Genomic DNA, 23,784 nt, shown 5'->3' on the forward strand with positions numbered 1-23,784 from the left:
TTTGGTCGGGGGGTGCGTCCACCGGTTGACCACCGGCTGCCGGGCCGTGCGGCCGGGACGCACCCACCGGGCGTAAACTGCCCCCGGGGGCCGGCCGGTGCAGAGTGGAGACCTCGCAGAGGGGTGAGCCGATGTCCATGAGTGCGGAGTGCGAGAACGGCTGGCACAAGAGGTGCCCGGCGAACGGAACGGTGGACCACACGTGCTCGTGCACGTGTCACTGGGACGACGACGACGAGCCGCGCGACTGACGTGCCGTCGTCACGGTCGAGGCGTCGGTCACGCCGTCACGGCGACACCCGCCGCGACGGCTGAGACCGCAGCCATCAGCCAGAAGAGGGCGGCATACCCTCCGAGCGGTCCGGCGAGGGCGGCTCCGACCCACGGAGCCAGCGCCCCGGCGATGGTGACGGGGGCGGCCAGGGTCGCGGTCAGACGTCCGTAGGCGTGGGTGCCCCAGCGGTCCGTGACGGCGGTCGCCTGCAGGAGGGTGAGGTTGCCGCGGACCATTCCGGCGCCCATCGCCACGATGGTGACGAGCCAGATCGGCCCGGCGAGGGATGCGAGGAGCGCGGTCGTCACGCCCCCGGCGAGGACGAGGACTGCGGTGCGCGTCCGGGCGCTGGTCCGTGCTGCAAGAGTCGTGTAGAGCAGGCGGCCCATGGTCTGGCCGAGGCCTCCGAGACCGAGCGCCCACGCGGCCTGGGACGTGGAGGCGCCGCGTTCGGTGAGCAGCGGGATGAGCCCGAACACGACGGCATACATCGCGAAGCCGGACAGGGTCAGCGCGACGGCCAGCTGGAGGAAGCGCCTGCTCGTCGTGATGGCGCGAGCACCGGGTGCCGCGTCGGCGATCTGCTCCGACGTCTGGTCGGGAGGGTGCGGCGGCCACGGGCCCCGGAGACCCACGGCGTGCAGCGGTGCAGCGATGACCAGGACGACACCGGCAAGCACGAGGGTGGCATGGCGCCACCCGAGGTGGTCCGTGAGCGTTGCCGTGATCGGCGCGAACACGGTGCTGGCGAGGCCGCCCGCGAGGGTGAGGATGGTCAGGGCCCGGACCCGGTCACGGCCGTACCAGCGTGTGAGGGCGGCGAAGGCAGGCTGGTAGAAGGTCGCTGCCATCGCGACACCGGTCAGCATCCATCCGACCGTGAACACGAGCAGGTTCGGGGCGACGGCGATGGCGGCGAACCCGGCCGCGCCGAGCACGGAGCCTGCCGTCATGAGCCGGCGGGGTCCGGCTGCGTCGATGAGGCGTCCGACGGGGAGGCCGACGAGGGCCGAGACCACGAGCGCGGCGGAGAAGGCTGCCGTCGTGGTCGTGGGGGGCCATCCGGTCTCGCGGGTGAGGGCGGGCAGCATGACGGGGAAGGCGTAGTAGAGCACGCCCCAGCCGATGATCTGGGTGACGCACAGAGCCGGGAGCGCCCAGCGGGGGCGGTGCGGAAGGCCAGATGGCGTGGCGACGTGGACGGTGACGTCGGGGTGGGCCCCCAACGACACCGCGCTCACCGCGTTCACCGCGTTCACCGCGCTCACCTCGACGCCGTGGCCGGCGAGAGGCTTCAGCATCCGGTGGGTCCGCACGCTCCCCCGCTGCCCGACGGGGCGCCGATCTGGACGAGCTGCGGTACAGCCGGGGCGCAGCAGCCGCCGACTGCTTCCTCGCCGTCGGCGCCTGCCGTGGTGGCGGCCGGCTCGTCGAACAGCCCCGCCCCGCCACACACCCCGGTCTCCGGGAGCGCCAGCTCGACCCGGGAGGCCGCCTCGTGATCACCGGCCAGCGCAGCCACCACGGATCGGACCTGCTCGTAACCGGTGAGCGCCAGGAACGTCGGCGCACGGCCGTACGCCTTCATCCCGACGACGTAGACCCCCTGCTCGTCATGGGCCAGCTCACCGGCACCGTGCGGGTAGACGGTGCCGCACGAGTGGACGTTGGGGTCGATGAGCGGCGCGAGTCCGAGTGGCGCCTCGAGCCGGTCGTCCAGGCGCAGGCGCAGCTCGGACATGATCGAGTGGTCCGGACGGAACCCGGTGAGTCCGACGACCTCGTCGAGGCCGTCGACGCGGCGCCCGTCCTCGCTGACCAGCGCCAAGGCACCGCCGGCGCCGTGCTCGACCGCCAGCGTCCGGAAGCCGGTGACGACCTCGACGTGCCCGGCCGCGACAGCGTCGCGCGCGCGCAGGCCGAGGGCGCCTCGAGCCGGCAGCTGGTCCGCGTCCCCGCCGCCGTAGGCGCTGCCGACGGCCCCTCGGCGCAGGACCCAGACGGCCGTCGTCCCCGGCGCCTTCTCGGCGAGCGTGGCCAGGGCGACCAGCGCCGTCAGGGCGGAGTGGCCCGACCCGACGACAGCCGTGCGCCGTCCCCCGAAACGCGCCACGTCGTCTGCGGTGCTGACGTCGGGGACACGGTAGGAGACGCGAGCTGCGACGGCGGGCTCGTGCTCCCCGTCTGCCGGGTAGCCATCGCTGCCGAGCGGGTTGGGGCTCGTCCACGTACCGGAGGCATCGACGACGGCGCCGGCCGTGACCCGACCCGTGCGCCCGTCTTCGTGACGCACGTGGACCGTGAACGGCTGGTCCTCGCGACCGGAGTCGACGACCCGGTCCCGACCCTGCCGGGCGACTCCGGTCACCGTGGTCTCGTAGTGGACGCAGTCGCCGACGGCCTCGGCCAGCGGTCGGAGGTACTCCTCGGCCCACTCGGCGCCGGTCGGATAGTGGTTCGCGTCGGGCTCGGCCCAGCCCCGGCCGGACAGCAGTCGCCGGGCGGCGGGGTCGATGAGCTCGGACCAGCGGGAGAAGAGCCGCACGTGACCCCATGACGCCACCGAGGCGCCCGCGCGGTCTCCGCGCTCGAACACGACCGGCTCGAGCGCTCGCTCGAGAAGGTGCGCCGCGGCGGCCAGACCGATCGGGCCGGCGCCGATGACGGCGACCGTCGCGCCGACCGGGGACGACGCGCCGGCGGTGTCGGTGGGTGCCTGGGGGGTGCTGGTCACGGGACGGCCTCCGGTTCGGTCGGTGACGTCCCGGGCTGAGCGGGACCCCACGCTGTTTCGATGGTTGTCGATGTCGACATCGCCCATCTTGCAACCGGCATAGACAGATGTCAACATAGACGCATGTCAAATCCGCTGCCCGTCCTCGACGTCACCGCGACACCCTGCTGCGCGCCGCTGACCCGTTCCCCGATCGGAGAGTCGGATGCGGAGCGCGTGGCTGCGATGTTCAAGGCCCTGGGCGACCCGGTGCGTCTGAGGCTCTTCTCCAACGTCGCCTCGGCCGAGGGCGGCGAGGCCTGCGTCTGCGACATCCAGGATGTCGGCGTCTCCCAGCCGACGGTGTCGCACCACCTCAAGAAGCTGCGCGAGGCGGGCCTGCTCGAGTCAGAACGACGGGGCAGCTGGGTCTACTACCGCCTGGCCCCGTCGGCGCTCAGGGTCATGTCGGACCTGCTCTCACCGGTCAGCACCTGATCCGACCCGGGGCGCACGATGACCCTGCTGTCGCGCTGGGGCACCGCTACCCGTCGATCGTGAGCTGCTTCCGGTGGAAGTCGAAGTGCTGCATGCCGTACGCGTACACGTCGGCCAGCGTCATCGTGTCCCGGAAGAAGGGATCCCATCCGAGCGGGAAGTGCATCCGCCTGCCGAGCGCTTCGGCTGACTCGGCGTCGAGCCGGCGGTGCAGCCGCGCGATGGTGTGGTCGAGCCGGCGGGTCAGCCGTGGGCCGCGGAAGACGAGCGCGCCACCGACGGACCCGAGGTAGTTGACGGAGTGGAACGGTCGGGTCCCCGCGTCGAGCACCGCTGCGAAGGCCCGGCTCAAGCCGTCCGGCAGCCGCCCGAAAAGCCTGACCAGCGGGAGCAGCCTGGACACGATGAGGAACCCGAAGACCATGTGCCACAACAGCTGCCCGTTGGTCCAACGGGTTCCGTTGCTGCGCCGTCGGAGCTCCCGGGCGCCCGCGGCGGCGACGATCTGGTGTAGGTCGGCGCGGACTCTCTCCAGATCATCGTGGAGGCGTTGCCGATCGACGGACGCCACGGTGGCCATGCCCCAGTGTCCCGCGACGATCGCCGCCGGGCGGCGGAATCCCCCCGATGCACGGCACCCCGATCAGTGGGATGCGAGAGGCGTCAGGCGTTGGCGGCGGGGACGTCGAGCGACTCGAGCAGGCCGAGGATGCGCTGCCTGATCTCGTCGCGGATCGGGCGCACCGCCTCGACGCCCTGGCCCGCCGGGTCGGCGAGCTCCCAGTCCTCGTAGCGCTTGCCGGGGAAGATCGGGCACGTGTCGCCGCACCCCATGGTGATGACGACGTCGGACTCCTTGACCGCCTCGGTCGTGAGGATCTTGGGGGTCTCGGCGGTGATGTCGATGCCCTCCTCCGCCATGGCGGCGACGGCGGAGGGGTTGACCTCGTCGGCGGGCGCAGATCCGGCGGAGCGCACCTCGACGGCGCCGCCGGAGAGGTGGGCGAGGTAGGCGGCGGCCATCTGGGAGCGGCCGGCGTTGTGGATGCAGACGAAGAGGACGGAGGGCTTGTCGGTCACGGGTGCTCCTGGGTCGATGGTTGGGGAGGGTCGGCTTCCGAGGTCGCGCAGCAGCCGGGCGACGCGGCCCGAGTGTCAGAACGCATCGACCGAAATGCCTTCCGTGAGGGGACGGGTGAGCTCGGACAGCGCTGCGGCGCCGACGGGTTCGCGGGCGAGCAGCGGCAGGACGGCCACGCGACGGCAGAGCCCCCTCACGCGGGTCAGCGGCTCCGCTTCGGCGTGGGCGCGGGCCCGCAGGAACGGCGAGCTCGGCGCTGCTGCGGTCAGGCTGCCGTTGACGACCCACGCCCACGGCGTGATGCCGGCCCGGGCGAGGTCGCCCTGCAGCTCCTCGGCCTCGAGGACGGGGGTCGTCTCCGGAAGGGTGACGATGACGACCTTGGTCTGCGCCGGGTCCTGCAGCCGCATGAGCGGGGTCACGAAGTGTGCACCCTCGCTCATCTGCCGGGTGATCTCGCGGTGGTAGGAGCCGGTCGCGTCGAGCAGGAGCAGGGTGTGCCCGGTCGGCGCCGTGTCGAGAACGACGAACTGCTTCCGGGCCCGGAAGACGACGTGGGAGAACTGCTGGAAGACGGCGACCTCGTCGGTGCACGGCGACTTGAGGTCCTCGGCGAGGACGGCCCGGCCGGCGTCGTCCAGAGCCTTGCCCTTGCCGGCCATGACCCGCTCGCGGTACCCCTCGATCGCCACCTGGGGGTCGATGCGCTCGACGGTGAGGCGCGGGGCCTCGGCCTGCAGGGTCTCGTTCAGGTGTGCCGCCGGGTCGGTGGTCGTGAGCAGCGTCTCGTGGCCTCGGGAGGCGAGCTCGAGGGCGATGGCCGCAGCGACCGTGGTCTTGCCGACCCCGCCCTTGCCCATGCACATGACGAGCCCGTGCCCGCCGGCCTCCAGCTCGTCGACGAGATCACGCAGATCCGTGAATCCGTCTGGGAGCATGGCGATCTCGGTGGCAGGTTCCGGGAGCGACGGCACCTCCGGCCCGAGCAGCGCCCGGAGGGCGGGCACGCCGACGGTGTTGACGGCCAGCAGGGGCAGGGTGGTCCGGGGCAGGGCGGCCAGGACCCCGGGGACGGCGTCGAGGGCGGCGTCCTCACGCGCGCCGACCGCGTGGGCCAGCTCGTCCCCGGGCGTGCTCGTGACGGCATACGCCGGCAGGACGCCGTTGACGACGAGGTGGGCGTTCGTCATGCCCAGCTCGCGCAGCTCGCCGTACGTCCTCGCGGCCTCACGGAGCGAGGACCCTTGCGGTCGGGTGACGAGGACGAGGCGGGTACGCGTCGGGTCCGTCAGCGCGGCCAGGGCGCCCGCGTAGTCGTGACGCAGCCGGTCAAGGCCCGCCACCGGCCCGAGGCACGACACGTCGCCCTTGCCGTCGGAGAGGTAGGTGGTCCACTCCCCCGGCAGCTGGAGCAGGCGGACGGTGTGGCCCGTCGGCGCGGTGTCGAACAGGACGTGGTCGTAGGCCGCCGTCGTGGTCTCGTCGGCCAGCAGCGACGTGAACTCGTTGAAGGAGGCGATCTCCGTCGTGCACGCCCCGGACAGCTGCTCCGTCATCGCAGAGACCTCCGCCGCCGGCAGGAGGTCGCGGACCGGGTCGATGATCGTGGCACGGTAGGCGTCAGCTGCCTGCTGCGGGTCGATCTCGAGGGCATCGAGGCCGGGGACGGTCGGCACCGGCGTGATGGTGTTGCCGACGCTGACCCCGAAGACCTGCCCGACGTTCGAGGCAGGGTCGGTGCTCGTCAACAGGACCCGGCGGCCCTGCTCCGCGAGGCGTACCGCGGTCGCGCAGGCCAGCGAGGTCTTGCCGACGCCGCCCTTGCCGGTGAAGAAGAGGAACCGCGGCAGGTCCTCGAGGAACGGCACGCGAGGCATCAGCACGGTGCCGGCTCCTGGCCCCGGAGGTCAGGCACGGCGGGACCCGGCAGCCTGCGCCTCGAGCGGCACGGAGGGACCACCGGGTCGAGCGGTGAAGCGCTTGCGCAGCGCCAGGCTCACGTAGACGAGCGCGACGAGGGCCGGCACCTCGATGAGGGGACCGACGACGCCGGCGAGAGCCTGTCCGGAGGCCGCGCCGAAGGTGGCGATGGCCACCGCGATCGCGAGCTCGAAGTTGTTGCCCGCCGCCGTGAAAGCGAGGGTCGCCGTGCGCTCGTAGCCGAGTCCGAGACCCGCTCCGAGCCCGAACCCGCCGCCCCACATGACGGCGAAGTAGACGAGCAGCGGGAGCGCGATGCGCACGACGTCGAGCGGCTGTGAGGTGATGGCCTCACCCTGCAGCGCGAAGAGGATGACGATCGTGAAGAGCAGGCCGTACAGCGCCCAGGGAGCGACCCTCGGGATGAACTTCGTCTCGTACCAGTCCCGCCCGCGACGCTTCTCCCCGATGCGGCGGGACAGGAAACCGGCCAGCAGCGGGATGCCGAGGAAGATGAGCACGGACCGGGCGATGTCCCACGTCGACGCGTCGATGCCGGTCTGCTCGAGGCCGAGCCACCCGGGCAGGACGGAGAGGTAGAACCACCCGAGCCCGGCGAAGGCGACGACCTGGAAGACGGAGTTGATCGCCACGAGCACCGCGGCCGCCTCCCGGTCCCCGCACGCGAGGTCGTTCCAGATGATGACCATGGCGATGCAACGAGCGAGGCCGACGATGATCAGGCCGGTGCGGTAGGCAGGCAGGTCGGGCAGGAAGATCCACGCCAGGGCGAACATCAGGGCCGGCCCGAGGACCCAGTTGAGCAACAGCGAGCTGAGCAGGAGGCGCGTGTCGCCGGTCACCGAGTCGAGCCGGTCGTAGCGGACCTTGGCGAGCACGGGATACATCATCACGAGCAGACCGAGGGCGATGGGCAGCGAGACGCCGTCGACCTCCACGCGCGCCAGGCCGTCGCCGAGCCCGGGCACGAGACGCCCGAGCAGCAGGCCGGCCACCATGGCCAGCCCGATCCACACCGGCAGGAACCGGTCGAGGGTCGAGAGCCGTGCGGCGACCGGATCGTGCGCGGAGGATGCCAGGCGTGCAGAGGGGCTGGTCGGGTCGGTCACCGGTGTCCTTCGAACGCTGGGTTGTGGTCGCTGGCCTGCATCGACCACGGTCGATCCCTCAACGTTGGCAGCCGCATCGGCATGTGTCAATATGGACCATCGTCGATGTCGGTGAACGGAAGGTGAACCCGTGAGCGTGACCACGTTGAGCACGACCCCCCAGGAGGTCTCCGCCTGTGGCACCTCCCCCGTCGACGTCCTCGACCGCGCGGAGGCCGACCACCGGGCCGCGCTGCTCAAGGCCCTCGCCGACCCCGTGCGCCTCCAGCTGCTCAGCATCATCAGCGCCGCCCCCGGGCGCGAGGCCTGCGTGTGCGACATGACCGAGGCCGTGCAGGTCTCCCAGCCGACGGTCAGCCACCACCTCAAGACCCTCGTCGACGCAGGCATCCTCACCCGCGAGCGCCGGGGCAGCTGGGCATGGTTCCGGCTCGACGTCGAGCAGCTCGCTGCCGTGCGCGGCTTCCTGGCCTAGCGCGACGGGTCGAGCGTCACATCTCCTCGTGCGTGTCCGGGTCGCCCCCGAAGAGGCGCCCGTCCGCGCGCGCGAGTGCCGAGATCGCGGTGACCTCGGCCTGGGACAGCTCGAAGCCGAAGACGTCGAGGTTGGCGCGCTGCCGCTCGGCGTCCGACGACTTCGGCAGCGGCACGACGCCGAGCTGCACGTGCCAGCGCAGGATCGCCTGGGCCGGGGTGACGCCGTGCGCCTCCGCGGCGGCAGCCACCGGGTCGGCGCCGAAGGGGGCGTTTCGCTTGCCGAGCGGGCTCCACGCCTCGGTGACGATCCCGAGCCGCTCGTGGACCGCCCGCAGACGCTCCTGCGGGAAGAGCGGGTGCAGCTCGACCTGGTTGAGCACCGGCGTGACACCCGTCGCCTCGATGACGTCGGCGAGGTGCTGCTCGGTGAAGTTGCTGACACCGACGGACCGCACGAGGCCGCGCTCGCGGCACTCGACGAGAGCGCGGTACGCGTCGCCGTAGAGCCCGACGCTCGGGTTGGGCCAGTGGATGACGGCGACGTCCACCTGCTCGAGGCCGAGGCGCTCGAGCGACCCCTCGACGGAGGCGATGGCACGGTCGTACGCGTGGTCGCGCCCCGGCACCTTCGTCTGGACGACGATCTCGTAGCGGGGCACCCCCGACCGGCGGATGGCCTCGCCGACCTCCGCCTCGTTGCCGTAGTTGACCGCCGTGTCGAGCAGTCGGTAGCCGGCCTCGAGCGCCGACACGATGGCGCGTATGCCGTCCTCGCCCGTGAGCGGGTACGTGCCGAAGCCGGTGGCGGGGAGGGTCGTGCCGTCGCCGAGGGTGCGTGTCGGAACCTGGGTCATGGGTCCAACCTAGGCACTCGGCGGCCCCGGGGCGAGGGTCGGCCGACCGGTGGGAGAGGTCCGTCGGGAGTCAGCGGTCGAGCAGGGACGCCATCCTCCTGGCGACGAGCTCCGTGGCGCGCCGGGGGGCGAGTCGGGTCAGCCGGTCGAGCGTCCGCGCGTCCCTGCCGATGACGACGCGGAAGCGCCCCTCCTCGACCCCGCCGACGATGATCCGGCGGGCCGCCTCGACCGGTGACGTCATCGACGTCGGGGCGTCCTCGTCCGCGGAGGCGACGTCCGGCATCGGCACGCCGCTGTGCCCGCTGATGTCAGTGGCGACCCCACCCGGGAAGACGCACGTCACGGCCACCGACGTGCCGCGCTGCTCGGCCCAGAGCCCTTCGGTGAGGAGCATGACGGCGGCCTTGCTCGCGCCGTAGACCGCCTGGCCCGGCACCGGTGCGAAGGCGCCCATGCTCGAGACGTTGACGACGCACGCCTGCGGACGGGTCACGAGGTGCGGAGGAACGCCTTGACGGTGTGGACGACGCCCCAGAAGTTGACCGCCATGACCTTCTCCATCGCGGCGAGGTCGAGCTCGGAGAAGGGCACGAAAGGCTGGATGATGCCGGCGACGTTGAGCAGCCCGTCGACTCGGTCGTACTCGTCGACGACAGCGTCCGCGAGCGCCTCGACGGCGGCACGGTCGGTCACGTCGACGACGTGGGTGCTCAGCCGGTCACCGGCCCGGGCCGCTTCCACGGTCTCGGCGAGCCCGTCGGCGCGCAGGTCGACGGCCGCGACGCGCGCATCGCGCGCGAGCAGACCCAGCACGACCTCGCGACCGATGCCGCCGCCACCCCCGGTCACGACGAAGACCCTTCCCTCGATCTGCATGACCCTCACCCCTCCGGCCACGCGCCGGTGGCCCACTCACCCGGCCGACCGCCGGCGGCGCCTCGGTCCGGTCCCCTTCGATCCTCCTCCGCGCCCCGCCTCTCGGCGGGCAACTGTGACGCACCTGCCCCCTCCTGGCCTCGGGCGGGACGGGGCGGGAGGCCCCCTGAGCCGGGCGCCGACACCCGAACTCGAGTGCCGCGAGCACGGCGCCGACGAGGAGCATGCCGACCGCCGCGCTCAGCTGGTCGGGCGCGGGCGGCGCTGGGCGAGGTACTCGGGCGGCATACCGGGGCCCGGCGCCACCGTGATCTCGGCGGCGTCGACGGGACCGCACGTCGCGCACACGACGACCTCGGCCACCGCGTCGCCGCACGTGCGGTGGCGGTAGAGGATCGGCGGGCCGCCGGGCGCGGCCCAGCGGTCGCCCCAGCGCGTCAGCGCGACGAGGGCTGGCGCCAGGTCCCGCCCCTTGTCGGTGAGGACGTACTCGAACTGTTCGGGGCGTTCGGAGTAGCGACGGCGCTCCATGATGCCCGCCTCGACGAACGCCTCGAGGCGCGCCCCCAGGACGTTGGTGGCGATGCCGAGGTTGTGCTGGAAGTCCCCGAAGCGGGTCACGCCGGCGAAGAGCGCGTCGCGGACGATGAGCAGGCTCCAGCGCTCACCCACCACCTCGAGGGCGCGGGCGATGGAGCACACCTGCTGGTCATACGTCCGTCCGAGCACGCACCCATCCTACAGAAGTGCTTGCATCATGAAAGCGTCTGGTTCTATCGTCACTTGCATGATGCAAGTGATCGTCATCGCCCGATGACGACGCCGATGGATGGGAGCAGGACCATGAGCACCGACCTCACCTTGTCGTTCACCGTCGACCAGAGTCCCGAGGAGGCCTTCGCTGCGATCACCGACGTCCGCGCCTGGTGGTCGGGCACGATCGAGGGGCCCACTGACCGGCTCGGGGCGGAGTTCTCCTACTCCGTGCCCGACATCCACCGGTCGACCTTCCGGATCACCGAGCTCGAGCCGGCCCGCAGGGTCAGCTGGCTCGTGCTCGACGCGTGGCTCTCGTTCACCGAGGACCCCGAGGAGTGGGCCGGCACGACGGTCACCTTCGACCTCTCCGAGGTCCAGGGCCGGACCCTCGTCCGCTTCACGCACGTCGGCCTCTCGCCCGAGCAGGAGTGCTACGAGGTGTGCCACACGGCCTGGGGCCAGTACGTCCTCGGCAGCCTGCGCTCGCTCATCGAGTCAGGGGCCGGACGGCCGAACTCGTTCGAGGGGCAGGCCGAGCTCGAGGCCGCGCTCGCCGGCACGGTCCCCCTGCCTCGCTGAGCCCTACCCACGACACGCCGGCCCGCTCCCCACCGAGAGCGGGCTCGCGCGTGCCGGCGGAGGCGAGCCGGTCGCCCCTGGAGGATGATCGGGAGCGACCCCCGGCTAACGAGCGGGGTTGTCGACGACGAGGAGGGCGACCCACCCATGCCGCAGGACCGCGGACGCTTCCCACGATCCGTCTTCGAGCACGGCGAGGACCCCGACCCCCGCTTCAGCCTCGCCAACGAGCGCACCTTCCTCGCCTGGATCCGGACCGGACTGGCCTTCGTCGCGGCCGGGCTCGCCGTCGAGGCCCTGCAGGTGCCGCTCACCGAGTGGCTCCGGGTGACCATCTCGCTCCTGCTCGTCCTCGCCGGGATCGCCGCCACGGCGCAGGCGTGGCTCTCGTGGGTGCGCACCGAACGCGCCATGCGCCGCCTCGCCCCGCTGCCGTCGTCGGGCCTCAAGCTGCCCATCGCACTGCTGCTCGGGCTCGTCGCGCTCGCCGTCGTCGTCGGCCTGCTGCTGTGACCTCCCCGGCCGACCCCGGGCTCCAGGCCGAGCGCACCTCGCTCGCGTGGCGTCGCACGGCGCTCTCGGTGGCCGTCGGCTCGCTCGTCGCGCTGCGCGTGCTCCCACCGCAGCTCGGCCCGCTCGGGTATGCCGTCGCGCTCCTCGGCCTGGCGTGGAGCGTCGACCTGGCGCTGACGGCACGACGCCGCTACCGCGACGGCAGCCGACTCGTGCGCACCCGGGACGACCCGGACGGACGCGCGGTCGCCGCGGCGACCCTGGCGAGGACCGCCGTGGTCGCCGGGGTCCTCGCGGTCGCGGCCCTCGTCCTCGTCGTCGTCATCGCGAGCCGCTGACGACCCCGCATGCCGTGTCCCCTCCGACACGCGGCATACGGGGTCGGGCGACGTCAGGGAGCGGTCTGGACCGCCGGTCGCTCGGCACCCTCATGGCCACCGGATCCGCCTGCGGGACGCAGCTTCTCGCCCTCGATGTCGACGTCTGGCATCGCCCGGTCGAGCCACCGCGGCAGCCACCACGCCTTGTCACCGAGGAACGACATGACCGCCGGCACGAGCGACAGGCGCACGACGAAGGCGTCGACCGCGACACCGAAGGCCAGGGCGAAGCCCATCGACTTGATGATCGGGTCCTCGACGAGGACGAAGCCGGCGAAGACCGACATCATGATGAGCGCCGCAGCGACGACGACCCGTGCACCGTGGCCCACGCCAGCGACGACCGCCTCGCGCGCGGTCTCGCCGTGCACGAAGTCCTCGCGCATGCGCGAGACGAGGAAGACCTCGTAGTCCATGGCGAGGCCGAAGAGGATGCCGATGAGCAGGATCGGCAGGAAGCTGACGAGCGGGCCCGCGGTGTCGAGCCCCACGAGTGAGGACAGCCAGCCCCACTGGAAGATCGCGACGGTCGCCCCGAACGCGGCGCCGATCGTCAGGAGGAAGCCGAGGGTCGCCTTCAGCGGCACGAGCAGCGACCGGAACATCAGCATGAGCAGGACGAAGCCGAGCCCGACGACGACGAGCAGGTAGACGGGTAGGGCCGCGGAGAGCTTGTCGGACACGTCGACGCCGACCGCCGTGACACCGGTGACCGAGATCTCGGCTCCGGTCGCGCCGGCCGTCACGGCGAGGGCCGAGCGCAGGTCGCGGACGAGGTCGAAGGTCGCCTCAGCCGTGGGGCCGGACTTCGGGATGACGGCGAGGATCGTCGTGCGCCCGTCGGCGCTCGTCTGCCCGGGCGCCACGGCGAGCACGTCGGACAGGCCGGTCGCCGCCTTGGCCGCACCGGCCGTGGCCTGCTGGGCCTGCTGCGGGGTGTCGCCGTGGACGACCATGACGAGCCGGCCGTTGAAGCCCTCGCCGAAGCCCTCGGAGATGAGGTCGTACGCCACGCGCTTGCTGCTCGTGACGGGCGCGGTGCCGTCGTCGGGCAGGGCGAGGCGCATGCTGGCGGCCGGGAGGGCGATCGCGCCGAGGAGCACGACGCCCGCGACGAGCACCGGCACACGGTGGCGGACCGTGAAGCGTCCCCAGGCTAAGCCGCGGTTGCCGGCCCTCTCGTCGAGGTCCGTGCCGGCGGCGTCGGCCCGGCGCTGCCGGCGCGAGAGCACCCGGTCGCCCGCGAAGCCGAGCAGCGCGGGCAGCAGCGTCACGGCCACGAGGACGGCGACGAGCACGGTCCCGGCCGCGGCGAGGCCCATCGCGGTGAGGAACGGGATGCCGACGACCGACAGGCCCGCGAGGGCGATGATGACGGTCAGACCGGCGAAGACGACGGCGGTGCCGGCGGTGCCGACGGCACGCGCGGCCGCCTCCTGCCGCTCGAGGCCGAGGGCGAGGTTGTGCCGGTAGCGCGAGGTGATGAAGAGCGAGTAGTCGATGCCGACCGCGAGACCGAGCATGAGGGCGAGCACCGGGGTCACGCTCGAGAGCTCGACGGCATGTCCGACGATGAGCAGCCCGATCATGCCGACGCCCACCCCGATGAGCGCGTTGACCATCGTCATGCCCGCCGCGACGAGCGAGCCGAAGGTGACGACGAGCACGACGAGCGCGACGAGGACGCCGATGCCCTCGGTCGAGCCGATCTCGGGCGTCGCGAGCAAGGGCTCCCCGCCGGCGGCCACGGCCCAGCCGCTCGGGGCGCCGTCGCCGAGCGCCTCATAGGCAGAGCGCTGCTCGGCGGTCAGCTCGTCGGCCGTCCGGTCGAACTGGACTGTGACGAGGCCGTAGCGGCCGTCCGGGCTGAGCGCCTTGGTGTCGAAGGGGCTCAGGGCACCGACGACTCCCGGGACCTTTCCGGCCCGCCCGACGACGTCGTCGACGACCGCCTTGCCGGCCGGGGCGACGACGGTCTGGCCATCGGGTGCCCGGACGACGACGGTGCCCGAGGCCCCGCTCGCCTGTGGGAACTCCTTGGCCAGCGCCTCGAGCGCCCGCTGGGACTCCGTGCCGGGGATCGTGACGCTCGAGGTCGGGGCGCTGCCGAGGGTCAGCAGCACACCGGCGAGCACGGCGAGCAGGACGAACCAGGCGGACGTGACGACGCCGCGACGACCGAACGCGAAACGTCCGATCCGGTAGAGCAGGGTGGCCATCGGGGTGACTCCAAAGGGTCTCGAGGTGCTTCGGTGCCGGGCGTCACTGACCAGCGTTGCTCAAGTTAACCGTTCGGCTAACTCGATGACAAGCCGATCGGCTAGCTCCGCTAGGGTGACGCCCACCACGCCACACCCGTCGACGCGACGCCGACCGCGACCCCGCAGCCGACGGCCTACGACACCCGCGTGGACGACCGACGAGGAGGCGACCATGGCGCGACCCCAGGCCCCGCGCGGCCACGGCCGCCGGCGCGTCATCGAGGCTGCCGTCGAGCTCTTCGCCGAGCACGGCGTCACCGGGACGTCGTTGCAGATGATCGCCGACCACCTCGGGGTCACCAAGGCGGCCGTCTACTACCAGTTCCACGCCAAGGAGGACATCGTCCTGGCCGTCCTCGAGGAGGCGCTCGTCGACATGACGGCCTTCGTCTCGGCCGCGGAGGCGGAGGCCACCCCCGACGCGGCCGCGACCGCAGCGCTGCGGGGGCTCGTCGACCTCATGATCGGCCACCGCCAGGTCGTCGCCGCACTGATGCGCGACCCCGAGGTCGAGCGCATCATGGCCGGCCACGACGACCTCAACTCGCTCATCGGACGGCTGACCTCCCTGCTGCTCGGGCCCTCGCCCGACCTGCGCCGGCGGATCGCCGTCTCCGTCGTCGGGGCCGGCGTCGCCCAGGCCGGGATCGACCCGATGCTCGCCGACGTCGACGACGAGACGCTGCGCACCGAGCTGCTCCGACTCGGCCCGGCGATGCTTCCCCACGACTGAGGCCGGCGGCTCAGAGGTCGCTGAGGTCGACCGCGGTCAGGCCCCAGATGACGAGCACGTCGAGGGCGATGATGATGATCCCCCAGAGCGGGTAGTGCGGCAACCACAGGAAGTTCGCGAGTGCCGACAGCACCGCGAGCGCGACGCCGACCGACCGGGCCAGCAGGTTGCCGGTGAAGATGAAGCCGCCCGCGACGGCCGCCGCCAGGCCGATGACCATGTGGAACCAGCCCCACGCGGTCGCGTTGAAGGTGAAGACGTAGCTCGGCGTGCTGACGTAGAACTCGGGGCCGTTGACGACGGCGACGAGCCCCTCGACGAACTGGAACAGGCCCACGACGAGCATGATCGTCGCGGCGAAGGTGCTCGCGCCGGCGGCCCAGAGCGTGCGGGCACGGCGGGTGGGGGCGGTGGGACTGGCGCCTGCCATGGCGTCCTCCGTTCAGATTGCTTTCTCGCGGTCAGGATCGGGCGGATGCTGCTGGTGCTGAGGGCCGCTCAGGCGAAGACCCCCTCGCGCAGCTCCTCGCGCACACGCACCGCGTCCTGGATGGCCTGCATCTGCTCGTCCGTGCACTCGAGGTCGTAGACGTCGCGGATGAACTCAGGCAGGTCGGCCCGGTAGTCGTGGGCCCAGGCCCTGAAGGAGCCCGGCACCTGCGCGTTCTTCATGTCGATGAGCGTCTGGAAGAAGGTCGTCACGGGACGCCACCGCATCCCCGCGGGTATGCCGCGTGGCGACCGCAGCGGCACGTCCTCGCGGCGCGGTCGGTCGGGTCCCAGCCAGGCGGGTCTGCGGTTGAGCAGGTCGGGGCCGAACTTCGTCACGCCGTCGTTGTCGTGGCTGAGCAGCACGTAGCGCAGCCGGTCCCGGGTCTCCTGTCCGAGGGCGACGAGCTGCTCGTGGTCGTTGACGACGGTGACGAGGCTCGCGTCGACGTCAGGGCGCGGCGCCCCGGTGACCTCGTGCATCCACTTGCTGCCCCCCGGGGTGCCGATCCACAGGGCCCGGTCGATGCCGAGCGCCTGGGGCCCCAGGGTCCCCCAGCCGAGCAGCACGTCCTGGCTCGTGTGCGCACCGAGCGACTCGCCGAAGAGCACGACCTCGGGCCGCTCGTCCGGGGCCATGGCCCGCACTCGCTGGAGGATGTGCAACCACAGCAACCGGTTCTGCTCGCGCGCGTCGCGGACCTTGCCGAGCGACAGCGGCGACGGGCGCTTGGAGTACTGCATCGTGACGCTCGCGACGTCGCCGCGGGTGAGGTACTGGGCGGCGGCGATCGCGACGTAGTTGACGTAGCCCGTCCCGGTGGGTGACACGAGCATGAGCAGCGAGCGCGACCAGGCGTCGGTGCGGTCCATCTCGGCGATCGCGAGCTCGACGCGCTCGGTCGGGGTCGCCGCACTGTCGAGGCCGACGAAGACCTGCACGGGGTGCGCGCGGGCGGGCTCGCCCATCACCGTCGCGATCGACAGGTCCGGCGGGGTCCTGCCGTCCGGGAGCGCCAGCGGGTGCGCGACGGGTGCGGGGCGCACATAGGTGACGGCGTGCCGGCGGCCCTCCCGCCCCAAGGACTCCCACGACACGAGGCTCGCCGGGTCACCGCTCGTCATCGGGTCGGTCCAGACGCCCGGTGCCGCCTGCATCCACGGGTCCACCGTCGTCGTCACGGCCTCGATCCGCTGCATGACGCGCGTCCAGAGGGCGCTGACGGCGATGCCGGCGCCGGCCATGAAGGCGGCGTGCGAGACGAGCTGCCAGGCGAGCCCGGCGCCCGGTGTCTGCCCCGGGGCGAGCCGGCGCACCTGCTCGGCGGTCCACCGCTCGACCCAGCCTGCGCCGTAGAGCACCGCGAGGACCCCGCCGCCGGCTGCGAGCCCCCGGAGGGTGGGCACGTCGTCCGCGGTGTCGAGTCCGGCCTCCGAGCCGGACTCGCGCTGGACGCGCTCGATGAGGGCCGACGTGGCCAGACCCACGGGGATCGACAGCGGGAGGGCCGCGAGGCGCCCGTCGGCACCGACGGCACGGTCGAGCCGACGCACCCCGGCCGTCGCCCCGATGAGCACCGATCCGCACAGGCCCGTGGCGCCCATCCGCCAGGCGCCCTGCCGCAGGAGGCCGTCCCTCGCCGTCGCGACGCCGCGCCGGTCGAGATACGCCGCGAGACCGAGTCCCAGCGGCGCCATGACCAGCTCGCACCCGAGGGCTGCCGCCGACCGGCGGCGTTCGACGGACCAGCTGTCCGGGAAGACGGCCCACGTGGCTGCGGCGCTCGCCACGACGTCGATGACGTCCTGGGAGGAGAGCGCGACGAGGTAGTGGGCGCCCGTCGACAAGCCGGTGATGATCCCCTGGTCCTGCCAGGAGCGCTTCGACAGCGACGGCGCGAGCGTCGACGGGGTGACGAAGGAGGCCATGACGAGGCCGACCTTCTGCCCGGTGTGGACGAAGTCCGACTGCTCCATGAGCCCTCCCCGGCACTGACCGGCTGCAGGTGGACCTGACGTCGCACCCGCCCACCTTCGAGCATGGTCACGTGGGGACTGGTTGCGCTCACCCCTCCAGGGTGATCTTCGGGCGCGTCGGGCGGCCTTCTGCGCCAAGGGGTGCCCAAGGGCGTCAGGCGTGAGCATCATGGATCCATGACTGCGAACGTCGAGGTCGACCCGCCCACCGCTCCGACCTCCGTGCCTGCGGCGCTGACCCATCTGGAGTCCACGGACGGCCGGTCCTTCGTCGCCCGCGGGCCCGGGAGCGAGCGCCCGCTGCCGGGTGACTACCTCGAGCTCGACGGCGAGGACGGCATCCTCGCGTTCGTCGAGGAGGTCGCGGACGAGGCGTCGGGCGCCGGCTTCGCCGCCACCGGCACGCTGGTGCAGGTCGGGAGTGGCTCCGGTTCGGGGCGAACCGCGGACTCCCCGCGGCACGAGGTGCCGGTCCGGCCGACCCGGCCCGACACCGTGCAGCGGCTGCTGTCGGGCGGCGACCCCCGGCTGCACCTCGGCCACCTCGCGGGCCAGGAGTCGGTGGGCGTCGCGCTCGTGCCCAACCGCCTCAACCGACACACGTTCTGGTGCGGGCAGAGCGGCTCCGGCAAGACGTACGCCCTCGGCGTGCTGCTCGAGCGGATCCTCCTGACGACCCGCCTCCCCATGGTCGTCTTCGACCCGAACAGCGACTTCGTGCGCCTCCACGAGCAGGCCGTCCAGGCCGGCGCGGAGGACGAGCACGCCGACGCACTTCATGACCGTGAGGTCGTCATCCTGCGGCCCGACGACGAGCAGAACCCGCTGCGGGTGCGCTTCACCGAGCTCACGTCCCGGGCCAAGGCCGCGGTCCTGCGTCTCGACCCGGTCGTCGACCGGGCCGAGTACAACGCCCTGCTGCGCCTCTTCGGAGGAGACTTCCAGACCGTGGACGCGGGCCAGATCGTCCCGTACCTGCGCTCGCTCGGCGACCCGGACGCCGAAGCCCTGGCGCAGCGCCTCGAGAACCTCGGTCTCACCGAGTGGACGAGGACCTGGGCGTTCGGCGCCACGGCGGTCACGGACGTCATCGAGCGCCGACCGGCCGCGACGGTCGTCGACCTCGGTGGCTACGACCGTCCCGAGGAGCAGCTCACCGTGGCGCTCGCCGTCCTCGACGACCTGTGGGCCCGGCGCACCGAACGCCGCCCCCTCCTCATCGTCGTCGACGAGGCACACAACCTCTGCCCACCGGAGCCCGAGACCCCCCTCGGAGTCGCGGTGCGCGACCGGCTCATCCAGATCGCCGCGGAGGGCCGCAAGTACGGCCTCTGGCTGCTCCTGTCGACCCAGCGTCCCTCGAAGGTGCACCCGGGCGTCGTGTCCCAGTGCGACAACCTCACACTGATGCGGATGAACTCGCGGGACGACCTCGACCAGCTGGCGTCGGTCTTCGGGTTCGTGCCTCGCGGGCTGCTTGCCCAGGCCGCCCGCTTCCGTCAGGGTGAGGCCCTGCTCGCAGGTGGCTTCGTCCCGATGCCGAGCGTGGTGCAGGTCCGTGGACGCATCACCCCGCAGGGCGGCACCGACGTCCCGGTGCCGATGCCCTGAGGGCTGGACTTCGGGCGCCGGTCCGGCACCGACGCGTCAGGCCGGCGGCGGAGGTGCCAGTGCCGGGAAGGCGATGGCCTCGCCCTCGATGCGCAGCCGGAGCTCGGTGCCCTTGGCGGCGATGAAGGCGTTGGAGTGGCGGATGCTGATGATCTCGCCCTCTCGCGCGAGCGCCGATGTCTCACAACCGGGTTCGCGGCTCGAGGTCAGCTCCAGACGGACCGTGCTCTCGGGACCGAAGTAGTCGGTGTCGACGACGACGCCGCGGATCGGACCGTGCTCGTCGACGCGGATCTGCTCCGGTCGGAGCATGAGCTGCACCCGGCCGCGGAGGGTCGTCGCCGCGAGCGGGACGGCCCCGAGCGAGCACGTCGCCGTGTCGCCGTCGACCCACGCCTCGAGCATCACGGCGTCGCCGAGGAACTCGGCCGTGGCCCGGTCGACGGGTCGCGTGTAGACCTCGAGGGGGCTGTCGACCTGCGCGAGCAGACCGTCGCGCATCACGGCGACCTGGTCGGCGAAGCTCAGTGCCTCGGCCTGGTCGTGGGTCACGAGGACGGTCGTGATGCCGGCGTCGTGCAGCACCTTGGCCACGGTGCGCCGGGTCGCGACCCGCAGACCCGCATCGAGGGCCGAGAAGGACTCGTCGAGGAGCATGAGCTCGGGTTCGCGGGCGAGGGCCCGCGCGAGCGCCACCCGCTGCTGCTGCCCGCCCGAGATCTCGTGGGGTCGCCGCGCCGCCAGTGCGCTGTCGAGCGAGACCATCTCGAGCAGCTCCGCGACCCGCGCCTGCACGGCCTTGCGCCCCCCGGTGAGGTCGGAGGCGTCGATGCCGAAGGCGATGTTCTGCCCGACGGTGAGGTGCGGGAAGAGGGCGCCGTCCTGGGCGACGTAGCCGACGTCGCGGTGGTGCGCGGGCACCCAGGCATCCTCACCGGCGAGCGCGCGCCCGCTCAGGGTGACCGAGCCCGCGTCGGCGCGCTCGAAGCCGGCGATGAGCCGCAACAGGGTCGTCTTGCCCGAGCCCGACGGACCGACGATGGCCGTCGTGCTGCCCGGGTCGACCGACAGCGTGACGCCGCGCAGCACCTGCTGCGGGCCGAAGCTCTTCGTCAGTCCCGTGACCTCGAGACGGCCCCGGGCCGACGGGTCGTGGTAGTCGACCGCCGCGTGCGGGGAGGTCGACGGGGGTGTCGTGGTCATTGTCCGGCCGCTTTCTTCGACTGCTGGAAGAGCAGGTAGGTCATCGGCGCCGAGAGCACGACCATGAGCAGGGCGTACGGTGCGGCGCCGGCATAGTCGATCTCGCTGCTCTTGGCCCAGAACTCCGTCGCGAGGGTACGCGTGCCGTTCGGGGCGAGCAGGAGGGTCGCCGTCAGCTCGTTGACGATGGCGAGGAAGACGAGGGCCGCTCCCCCGGCCGCGGCCGGCGCCGTGAGCCGCAGCGTGACCCGGACGAAGGCACCGAGGGGACGCACCCCGAGCGCCTGCGCGGCCTCCTCGAGCTCCCGCGGCGCCTGCGCGAGCCCCGAGCGGAGGCTGACGAGGGCACGCGGCAGGAAGAGCAGCACGTAGGCAGCGACAAGGACGACGGCCGTCTGGTAGAACGCCGGCAGGAAGCGGATGCTCACGGTGACGAAGGCGAGGCCGACGACGATGCCGGGCATCGAGCTCGTGATGTAGTTGGACAGCTCGAGGGAGCGGGTGAACCAGCTCGGTCGCCGCACGGCGAGGAAGGCCATCGGGAAGGCGACGAGCGTCGTCGCCGCCGCACCGGCCACGCCGTAGAGCAGCGTCTGGAGCAGGGCCGGGACGAGCTCGTCGGGAGCCCAGATCTCTGATCCGCCGAGCACGACCCACCGGAGGACGAACCACATCGGGACCCCGACGGCGAGCACGACGAGGAGCAGGAGCGCGAGCTGCGCCGGCACGTGGAGCCGGCCGAGCGGCATACGCCCCGGGGCCGCCTGCCCGCCGGAGCCGACGCGGGCGTAGCGCGCGGCGCCGCGGCTGCGGACCTCGGCGACGAGCAGCAGGAGACACAGGACGACGAGGACGCTGGCGAGCATGTTGCCGGCGGCGCCGTTGAAGGTCGACTGGTACTGCACCATGATCGCCGTCGTGAAGGTGTCGAAGCGGATCATCGCGAAGGCGCCGTACTCGGCGAGCAGGTGCAGTCCGACGAGCAGCGCGCCGCCCGTCATCGCGAGCCGCAGCTGGGGCAGCACGACCCGGCGGAAGACCTGCCACGGGCCGAGCCCGAGGGAGGCCGCGGACTCCTCGAGCGACGGGTCGAGGCGGCTCAGGGTCGCCGCGGCCGGGATGTAGACGAGCGGGAAGTACGACAGCACCGAGATGAGCACGCCCGACCACAGGCCGGCGAGCGACGGCACGGCGGACACCCAGCCGTAGCTGTTGACGAACGCGGGGATGGCGAGCGGCGCGGCCAGCGCGAGTGCCCAGAACCTGTTGCCGCGCAAGGCGGTCCGCTCGACGAGCCAGGCGCCACCGACGCCGAGGACGAGGCACAGCGGCACCGAGACGGCCATGAGCAGGATGGTGTTGAGCAGCAGCTCACCGACGCGCGCCCGGAAGATGAGACTGACCGCGGTGTCCCACCCGGTGGCGACCGTCATCGCGATGACGTAGCCGAGGGGCACGAGCGAGAAGAGCGCGATGAGCACGGCGATGACCGCGAGGGCGGGTGGTCGCCGACGCCCGGACGCCGGGCCCGGGCGGGTGCCCGGGCCCGGCGTGGGAGCCGTGCCGGTGCCGGTCGCGCGGTGCGCGCCGGGTGCGGTGAGGTCGGTGGTCACCCGAGAACTACAGCAGACCCGCCTTGGTCATCAGATCGGTGACCGTGGCGGAGTTGAGCTTGGCGGGGTCGACCGTCGGGGCCTGGAGGTCCTTCAGGGGCACGAGCGCCGGGTTGGAGGGCACGTCGGAGCCGATGGCGTACTCGAAGGAGGTGCCCTTCTGCAGCACCTCCTGCCCGGCCTTGCCGGTGACGAACTTCAGGAAGGACTGGGCGGCCGCGGCGTTCTTCGACGCCTTGAGCACGCCACCACCGGAGACGGAGACGAAGGCGCCCGGGTCCTCGTTCTTGAAGTAGTGGGTGCCGACGTTGGCCGAGTTCTCGCCGGTCTTCGCCTGGTCCCCGTAGTAGTAGTAGTGGTAGATCAGCGCGGTCTCGACCTCGCCGGAGTTGACCGCCTTCATCGCGGTGCTGTTGCCCTTGTAGGCCTTGGCGTTGGTCTTCATCGCGGTGAGCCAGTCGTTCGTCACGGTCTCGCCCTTGAGCTCGAGCAGCGCCGAGACGATGGCCTGGAAGTCGGCGCCCGACGGCGAGGCCGCCCAGCGGCCCTTCCACTCGGGCTTGGCGAGGTCGAGCATCGAGGCGGGGAGCTGGTTCTCCTGCAGCGTGCGCTTGTCGTAGACGAGGACCGTCGAGCGGGCCGCGATCCCGGTCCACTTGCCGGTGGACGGGCGGAACCCGGCCGGGACCTGGTCGAGGGTGGCCTTGTCGACATCGGCGAAGAGGCCGGCGTTCTCGACCTGGGTCATGGCGGGGCTGTTCTCGGTGAGGAAGACGTCGGCCGGCGACGCCGCGCCCTCCTGGACGATCTGGTTGGACATCTCCGAGTCGTCCCCGTTGCGGACGGTGACCTTGATGCCGGTCTGCTTCGTGAACGCGTCGACCCATTCCTTCGTCAGGCTCTCGTGCTGCGCGTTGTAGACGGTGATGCTGCCCGTTCCGTCGGTCGAGCCGCTGCCGGACGAGCCGGAGCCGCAGGCCGTCAGGGCGAGGGCGCCGACGGCCGCGAGCGCGACGCCGATGGTGGTGCGGGGGCGGGAGGTCATGTGAGCTGCCTTCGTGGATCCGGAGGGGCGCGCCGGTCCCGTCGGACGGCGCGCCTGAGTAGGTAAGCCTTACCTTACACACGGTTGGGAGTGTCTCCGTCCACCCCCTGGGGCGCCCACTAGGCTCATCCCATGCGCCGGACCATCGTCTCCCTCGTCGACGACCTCGACGGCACCGAGGCCGCCGAGACCGTCACCTTCGGCATCGACGGGGACTCCTTCGAGATCGACCTCTCGGAGGCGAACGCCGACGCCCTCCGCTCGACGCTCGACGACTGGGTGGCCCGGGCTCGGCGGGCCGGGGACGAGCGCCGGACGCACACGGCGCCCGCGCGGTCGACGACGGTGCTGCCCGCGGTGGGCGAGTCCCGCAACGCGCTGATCCGGGCCTGGGCGGCCGAGACGGGACACCAGGCCCCCGCGCGTGGCCGGATCCCCCAGGCCGTGGTCACCGCGTACGACGACGCCCACCGCTAGCCGCTCGTCCGGGCGGCCGGACCCCTGCGCTTCGCCAGCGGGCGGACCGTCGGCCGCTAGGCCTGTGGACGGTCGTGGAACTCCTGCTCGGTCACCCGCTTGCCGTAGAGCCAGTACTGCACGGAGCCGTCCTCGGCCTCGACGGCCGGGCCGTCGAGCCGGTGCAGCCGCGCCGCGATGAAGTAGAGCGTGTCCCCGCGCGCGACGATCACCTTGTCGTAGCCGCCGGTGGGGTGTCGGGTTCCGCTTCTCCAGTCGGGCTGCGACGTCACGGTGCTGGGGTCTCCGGATCTGTGGGGTCGAACGGTCAGGGCGTGG

Annotated in this window: 23 protein-coding genes and 1 pseudogene; 8 read left to right on the top strand and 16 right to left on the bottom strand. The window is 72.2% G+C overall.

Translation table 11 applies throughout. The features are described from left to right. Positions 1–279: 279 nt before the first annotated feature. Together ASE25_RS01420 and ASE25_RS01425 are read right to left on the bottom strand one after the other, a co-directional pair. The gene (locus tag ASE25_RS01420) at positions 280–1,533 is read right to left on the bottom strand and encodes an MFS transporter (protein WP_235508493.1); all 1,254 of its coding nucleotides are present in this window, start codon (positions 1,531–1,533) and stop codon (positions 280–282) included. Positions 1,534–1,568: 35 nt separating this feature from the next. Then, complete coding sequence (locus ASE25_RS01425) at positions 1,569–3,008, bottom strand: FAD-dependent oxidoreductase (protein WP_200958940.1); 1,440 nt, start codon at positions 3,006–3,008, stop codon at positions 1,569–1,571. A 123-nt stretch (positions 3,009–3,131) separates the two neighbouring features. Between ASE25_RS01425 and ASE25_RS01430 the strand changes: the two genes are divergently transcribed. After that, positions 3,132–3,485 (top strand): helix-turn-helix transcriptional regulator, encoded by a 354-nt coding sequence (locus ASE25_RS01430; protein ID WP_056771345.1) that lies wholly within the window; start codon positions 3,132–3,134, stop codon positions 3,483–3,485. 46 nt (positions 3,486–3,531) lie between these two features. On the opposite strand, the gene ASE25_RS01435 is transcribed toward ASE25_RS01430, so the two are convergent. The 4 genes from ASE25_RS01435 to arsB all read right to left on the bottom strand — a co-directional run bounded on the left by ASE25_RS01435 (position 3,532) and on the right by arsB (position 7,616). Then, the gene (locus ASE25_RS01435) at positions 3,532–4,065 is read right to left on the bottom strand and encodes a DinB family protein (protein WP_056822242.1); all 534 of its coding nucleotides are present in this window, start codon (positions 4,063–4,065) and stop codon (positions 3,532–3,534) included. 83 nt (positions 4,066–4,148) lie between these two features. Continuing rightward, positions 4,149–4,565, bottom strand: a complete 417-nt coding sequence (locus ASE25_RS01440; protein WP_056771353.1) for an arsenate reductase ArsC — start codon at positions 4,563–4,565, stop codon at positions 4,149–4,151. Between the two features lie 75 nt (positions 4,566–4,640). After that, positions 4,641–6,443, bottom strand: a complete 1,803-nt coding sequence (arsA, locus tag ASE25_RS01445) for an arsenical pump-driving ATPase (protein WP_056823746.1) — start codon at positions 6,441–6,443, stop codon at positions 4,641–4,643. Between the two features lie 30 nt (positions 6,444–6,473). Continuing rightward, entirely contained in the window at positions 6,474–7,616 is a 1,143-nt protein-coding gene (arsB, locus tag ASE25_RS01450; protein ID WP_056771356.1) for an ACR3 family arsenite efflux transporter, read from the bottom strand. Positions 7,617–7,746: 130 nt separating this feature from the next. On the opposite strand from arsB, the gene ASE25_RS01455 reads away from it, so the two are divergent. Then, positions 7,747–8,091, top strand: coding sequence for a helix-turn-helix transcriptional regulator (locus tag ASE25_RS01455; RefSeq protein WP_056822244.1), 345 nt, complete (start codon positions 7,747–7,749; stop codon positions 8,089–8,091). Positions 8,092–8,107: 16 nt separating this feature from the next. Here ASE25_RS01455 and ASE25_RS01460 read toward each other — a convergent pair whose 3' ends face one another. The 3 genes and pseudogenes from ASE25_RS01460 to ASE25_RS01470 all read right to left on the bottom strand — a co-directional run bounded on the left by ASE25_RS01460 (position 8,108) and on the right by ASE25_RS01470 (position 10,555). Then, positions 8,108–8,947: an aldo/keto reductase gene (locus ASE25_RS01460; protein WP_056822247.1), complete on the bottom strand. Its 840-nt coding sequence runs from the start codon at positions 8,945–8,947 to the stop codon at positions 8,108–8,110. 70 nt (positions 8,948–9,017) lie between these two features. Then, positions 9,018–9,826, bottom strand: a pseudogene (locus ASE25_RS23735) (SDR family NAD(P)-dependent oxidoreductase). A gap of 240 nt (positions 9,827–10,066) precedes the next feature. Continuing rightward, a complete protein-coding gene (locus ASE25_RS01470; RefSeq protein WP_056771366.1) occupies positions 10,067–10,555 on the bottom strand; it encodes a helix-turn-helix domain-containing protein in 489 nt (162 codons plus the stop codon). Positions 10,556–10,669: 114 nt separating this feature from the next. Between ASE25_RS01470 and ASE25_RS01475 the strand changes: the two genes are divergently transcribed. The 3 genes from ASE25_RS01475 (at position 10,670) to ASE25_RS01485 (ending at position 12,015) form a co-directional block, all read left to right on the top strand. After that, positions 10,670–11,164, top strand: coding sequence for an SRPBCC domain-containing protein (locus ASE25_RS01475; RefSeq protein WP_056822250.1), 495 nt, complete (start codon positions 10,670–10,672; stop codon positions 11,162–11,164). A 147-nt stretch (positions 11,165–11,311) separates the two neighbouring features. Next, positions 11,312–11,677: a YidH family protein gene (locus ASE25_RS01480; protein WP_056771370.1), complete on the top strand. Its 366-nt coding sequence runs from the start codon at positions 11,312–11,314 to the stop codon at positions 11,675–11,677. Beyond that, on the top strand, positions 11,674–12,015 hold the full coding sequence (locus ASE25_RS01485; RefSeq protein WP_056822252.1) for a DUF202 domain-containing protein: 342 nt from the start codon (positions 11,674–11,676) through the stop codon (positions 12,013–12,015). The genes ASE25_RS01480 and ASE25_RS01485 overlap by 4 nt, the downstream gene beginning before the upstream one ends. A 53-nt stretch (positions 12,016–12,068) precedes the next feature. Here ASE25_RS01485 and ASE25_RS01490 read toward each other — a convergent pair whose 3' ends face one another. Then, complete coding sequence (locus ASE25_RS01490) at positions 12,069–14,276, bottom strand: MMPL family transporter (protein WP_056822253.1); 2,208 nt, start codon at positions 14,274–14,276, stop codon at positions 12,069–12,071. Positions 14,277–14,490: 214 nt separating this feature from the next. Here ASE25_RS01490 and ASE25_RS01495 point away from each other — a divergent pair, with 214 nt between their 5' ends. Further along, positions 14,491–15,051, top strand: coding sequence for a TetR/AcrR family transcriptional regulator (locus tag ASE25_RS01495; RefSeq protein ID WP_056822256.1), 561 nt, complete (start codon positions 14,491–14,493; stop codon positions 15,049–15,051). Between the two features lie 10 nt (positions 15,052–15,061). Here the strand turns inward: ASE25_RS01495 and ASE25_RS01500 are convergent, their stop codons facing one another. Further along, a complete protein-coding gene (locus ASE25_RS01500) occupies positions 15,062–15,481 on the bottom strand; it encodes a hypothetical protein (protein ID WP_056822259.1) in 420 nt (139 codons plus the stop codon). Positions 15,482–15,549: 68 nt separating this feature from the next. Then, on the bottom strand, positions 15,550–17,517 hold the full coding sequence (locus ASE25_RS01505) for an alpha/beta-hydrolase family protein (protein ID WP_056822262.1): 1,968 nt from the start codon (positions 17,515–17,517) through the stop codon (positions 15,550–15,552). Between the two features lie 177 nt (positions 17,518–17,694). Here ASE25_RS01505 and ASE25_RS01510 point away from each other — a divergent pair, with 177 nt between their 5' ends. Beyond that, entirely contained in the window at positions 17,695–19,128 is a 1,434-nt protein-coding gene (locus ASE25_RS01510) for an ATP-binding protein (protein ID WP_082622637.1), read from the top strand. Between the two features lie 36 nt (positions 19,129–19,164). Here ASE25_RS01510 and ASE25_RS01515 read toward each other — a convergent pair whose 3' ends face one another. Genes ASE25_RS01515 through ASE25_RS01525 form a run of 3 tightly spaced genes read right to left on the bottom strand, consistent with a single transcriptional unit; the run spans position 19,165 to position 22,989 of the window. After that, positions 19,165–20,331, bottom strand: coding sequence for an ABC transporter ATP-binding protein (locus ASE25_RS01515; protein ID WP_200958942.1), 1,167 nt, complete (start codon positions 20,329–20,331; stop codon positions 19,165–19,167). Continuing rightward, positions 20,328–21,944 carry an iron ABC transporter permease gene (locus tag ASE25_RS01520; protein WP_056822264.1) on the bottom strand — a complete coding sequence of 539 codons (1,617 nt, stop codon included), beginning with the start codon at positions 21,942–21,944 and terminating at the stop codon, positions 20,328–20,330. The genes ASE25_RS01515 and ASE25_RS01520 overlap by 4 nt, the downstream gene beginning before the upstream one ends. 7 nt (positions 21,945–21,951) lie before the next feature. Next, a complete protein-coding gene (locus tag ASE25_RS01525; protein ID WP_056771391.1) occupies positions 21,952–22,989 on the bottom strand; it encodes an iron ABC transporter substrate-binding protein in 1,038 nt (345 codons plus the stop codon). Between the two features lie 132 nt (positions 22,990–23,121). Here ASE25_RS01525 and ASE25_RS01530 point away from each other — a divergent pair, with 132 nt between their 5' ends. Then, on the top strand, positions 23,122–23,466 hold the full coding sequence (locus ASE25_RS01530; protein WP_056771393.1) for an Lsr2 family protein: 345 nt from the start codon (positions 23,122–23,124) through the stop codon (positions 23,464–23,466). A 56-nt stretch (positions 23,467–23,522) separates the two neighbouring features. On the opposite strand, the gene ASE25_RS22620 is transcribed toward ASE25_RS01530, so the two are convergent. Next, the gene (locus tag ASE25_RS22620; protein WP_056771396.1) at positions 23,523–23,738 is read right to left on the bottom strand and encodes a hypothetical protein; all 216 of its coding nucleotides are present in this window, start codon (positions 23,736–23,738) and stop codon (positions 23,523–23,525) included. Positions 23,739–23,784 lie beyond the last annotated feature (46 nt).

Origin of the sequence: Terrabacter sp. Root85, assembly GCF_001429185.1 — a bacterium.
In the GTDB taxonomy this organism is placed as follows: domain Bacteria; phylum Actinomycetota; class Actinomycetes; order Actinomycetales; family Dermatophilaceae; genus Terrabacter.

What these genes read in the sequence shown, in the direction of transcription:
- ASE25_RS01525 (WP_056771391.1), bottom strand. Translation starts at nt 22,989, where the DNA reads ATGACCTCCCGCCCCCGCACCACCATCGGCGTCGCGCTCGCGGCCGTC.
- ASE25_RS01495 (WP_056822256.1), top strand. Translation starts at nt 14,491, where the DNA reads ATGGCGCGACCCCAGGCCCCGCGCGGCCACGGCCGCCGGCGCGTCATC.
- ASE25_RS01480 (WP_056771370.1), top strand. Translation starts at nt 11,312, where the DNA reads ATGCCGCAGGACCGCGGACGCTTCCCACGATCCGTCTTCGAGCACGGC.
- ASE25_RS01500 (WP_056822259.1), bottom strand. Translation starts at nt 15,481, where the DNA reads ATGGCAGGCGCCAGTCCCACCGCCCCCACCCGCCGTGCCCGCACGCTC.
- ASE25_RS01530 (WP_056771393.1), top strand. Translation starts at nt 23,122, where the DNA reads ATGCGCCGGACCATCGTCTCCCTCGTCGACGACCTCGACGGCACCGAG.
- ASE25_RS01475 (WP_056822250.1), top strand. Translation starts at nt 10,670, where the DNA reads ATGAGCACCGACCTCACCTTGTCGTTCACCGTCGACCAGAGTCCCGAG.
- ASE25_RS01515 (WP_200958942.1), bottom strand. Translation starts at nt 20,331, where the DNA reads ATGACCACGACACCCCCGTCGACCTCCCCGCACGCGGCGGTCGACTAC.
- ASE25_RS01505 (WP_056822262.1), bottom strand. Translation starts at nt 17,517, where the DNA reads ATGGAGCAGTCGGACTTCGTCCACACCGGGCAGAAGGTCGGCCTCGTC.
- ASE25_RS01510 (WP_082622637.1), top strand. Translation starts at nt 17,695, where the DNA reads ATGACTGCGAACGTCGAGGTCGACCCGCCCACCGCTCCGACCTCCGTG.
- arsA (WP_056823746.1), bottom strand. Translation starts at nt 6,443, where the DNA reads ATGCCTCGCGTGCCGTTCCTCGAGGACCTGCCGCGGTTCCTCTTCTTC.
- ASE25_RS01460 (WP_056822247.1), bottom strand. Translation starts at nt 8,947, where the DNA reads ATGACCCAGGTTCCGACACGCACCCTCGGCGACGGCACGACCCTCCCC.
- ASE25_RS01430 (WP_056771345.1), top strand. Translation starts at nt 3,132, where the DNA reads ATGTCAAATCCGCTGCCCGTCCTCGACGTCACCGCGACACCCTGCTGC.
- ASE25_RS01435 (WP_056822242.1), bottom strand. Translation starts at nt 4,065, where the DNA reads ATGGCCACCGTGGCGTCCGTCGATCGGCAACGCCTCCACGATGATCTG.
- ASE25_RS01490 (WP_056822253.1), bottom strand. Translation starts at nt 14,276, where the DNA reads ATGGCCACCCTGCTCTACCGGATCGGACGTTTCGCGTTCGGTCGTCGC.